Source organism: Arthrobacter sp. 2MCAF14 (assembly GCF_052115645.1).
Lineage (GTDB): Bacteria > Actinomycetota > Actinomycetes > Actinomycetales > Micrococcaceae > Arthrobacter.
This window is the reverse complement of the sequence record NZ_JBFRHB010000090.1, coordinates 1-2,271: the sequence shown is the minus strand read 5'-3', so window position 1 is coordinate 2,271 and position 2,271 is coordinate 1. Positions and strand designations below refer to the sequence as shown.

3 protein-coding genes are annotated in these 2,271 nt (G+C 65.9%); all 3 read right to left on the bottom strand.

Features of this window, described 5'->3' with window-relative positions; translation table 11 throughout:
- Positions 1–206 (bottom strand): LacI family DNA-binding transcriptional regulator (locus AB4074_RS24675; RefSeq protein ID WP_441415730.1); only part of this gene is annotated, 206 nt, incomplete at its 3' end.
- Positions 207–653: 447 nt separating this feature from the next.
- Entirely contained in the window at positions 654–968 is a 315-nt protein-coding gene (locus tag AB4074_RS24670) for a hypothetical protein (protein ID WP_441415729.1), read from the bottom strand.
- A 103-nt stretch (positions 969–1,071) separates the two neighbouring features.
- A partial coding sequence (locus AB4074_RS24665) for an IS110 family transposase (protein WP_441415728.1) occupies positions 1,072–2,271 on the bottom strand: 1,200 nt, incomplete at its 5' end.

Below are 2,271 nucleotides of genomic sequence, written 5' to 3'. Positions count from 1 at the left end.
ATGGTCTGGGAGCGACGGGTCACGAGGCTCCGTGCAGCAGTGTTGCGCCGGTATCCCAGTTCGGTGATGGCCGCCTCGACACGCTCACGAGTGCCCTTGCTGACGTTGGGGTGGTCGTTGATCACCCGGGACACGGTCTGGTGCGAGACACCCGCGTGTACCGCCACATCTTCAAGCCGTGGCAAGCGCCCGCTGCTATTCATCATGGGGCTATTCTGCTCGACGCGGCGGTGCAACCACGAACGGAGTCCCCACGCCGCCGTCTTCTCGCGAAGGCTGCGCCGACGTGGCACGCTGCCGACTGCCCCAAAAAAACTTCCTCGCTCAGCCGGACCAACCGGCAACCTCTTGGGCCATTGAATGGGCCTGCGGCAGATCAGGCGAAGGGACCAGCCGCTGGGCGCTGCCGGTGGCTGGCCTATTTCCTGCAGGCCGTGGGTGGGCACTGCAGGGCGGAAGGGGCAAACATGGAGGATCAACAGCGGCCGCAGGCCAGCGCCTGGCAGATCGCGGCGTCTGGATCGCAGCCGCAGCGCCGCTGCTGACGGCGGCACCGATGGGACTGGATCTGTGGCAACTGATCGGTCACCGACCATCTGGGCCGGGGGTTCCGCGGTCAGGTATTCGTCGTTATGGCGCTCAGCAGAGTGGTCCTACCGGGCCTCATCCGGCGAAGGCGGCGCCTTCCTGATAACGGGCAAAGGTGCGGTGTCGAAGAACCTGTATTCCCTCGTCGGAACGCGCATTATGGTTCCGGCGGCCTCCGCCTTCTCCCGGATAAAATCACGGTCCTCCCGGGAGAGCACAACCTGCCCGTACTGATCACGCTCAAGGTCCCCGTGTGCGCCCTTGCTGACCTTCGCCGACATGGCGGGGGGCAGGACCAGGCATGCCGGATTTTCCAGAAGCCACGTCCGGGTCCCGGAATCGAGCCTGTCCCACTCGTCCTTGAGGCTCACGCTCGTCAATACCGCCTTCTGTCTGGCCTTGCCTGAATGTGAATTCCGTCCAGATTACCCCCTGACGCCAAGCCGAAGACAGGACACCCCTGCACATGCCGGGAGTGCCTTCTTATCGTCGGAGCGTCCCGCCTGGTCCCCCACCAGGGGGACTTTCCCTATCTCTTGGAGTTCGGGGCGCTGCCATAGGATCAGAGAACCAGTGGCCATTAGGAGGAGCGGCATGTGCGGACGCTACCTGATGTCCCGGGCAACGGGTGACCTTCTGGCCTACTACGATGCGACCGAGGCCGTGGGCAATGCTCCCGGGCAGGCGTTCGAGTTGGGCGACCAGGCGCCGGGTCTGGGCCTGCTCGTGCCGGTGCTGCAGCCAGTCCGGTCCGAGGTCGTGGTAGGGCTCGTTGCGTTCAAGCATGTAGTAGGCGCTGACGAGGATTGAGTGCGCGGCGGCGATCTGGGCACGTTTGGCGCCGCGGCGGGAGGCGATCCGGGCCTGTTGCGCTGCGAGGTAGGTGTTTTTGCTGCGCGCCGCCGACGCGGCGGCCTCGACCAGTGCCGAGGTGAGCCATTTGTTTCCGTGCCTGGCACCGGCCGGGGTCCTGCGTCCTGCTGACTCGTGGATCGCCGGCGCGACACCGGCCCAGGCCGCTAGGTGTCCGGCCGACGGGAACCTGGACATCTCCGCGCCCGTTTCGGCGATGATGGCCTGCGCGACTTTGATCTCCACTCCCGGGATCGTCTGGAGCAGCTCGATCTGGCGGGTCCACGGCCGCGAAGCGTCCACAATGGCCGCGTCAAGTGCCGCCAAGGCGGCGTCAACCCGGTCCAGGCGGCCCAGCATCGCCGCGGCCAGCCGGGCGTGATCGGCATCGAGGTGGCCCGTCAGCGCCTCGATCAGGTCAGGGATCTTGGAGCGCATCTTTCCCTTCGCCGGCTGCGCCAAGACCTCCGGGTCAGCCTCCCCGGCGATCAACGCCGCGAGCATGGCACGTGCGGAGGCCGTGGTCACGGACGAGGCAACCGAGGAGATCTTGATGCTGGCATCTTCGAGCATCTTCTCCAACCGTCCTGCGTCCCTGCTCCTGTCTCCCATCAGCTGCACCCGGTAACGCGTCAGCAGGCGCAGACGGCGGATCGGCGGAGGGGGCACGAACGAGGGCCGGAGCAGGCCATGCTCCAGTAGCTGGGCAATCCACTCAGCGTCTTTGACGTCCGTTTTGCGGCCCGGGACGGCCTTCATGTGGGCAGCGTTGAGCAGCCAGCACTCCATCCGCTCTTCCAAGGCGTAGAACACAGGTTTCCAGTAGGTGCT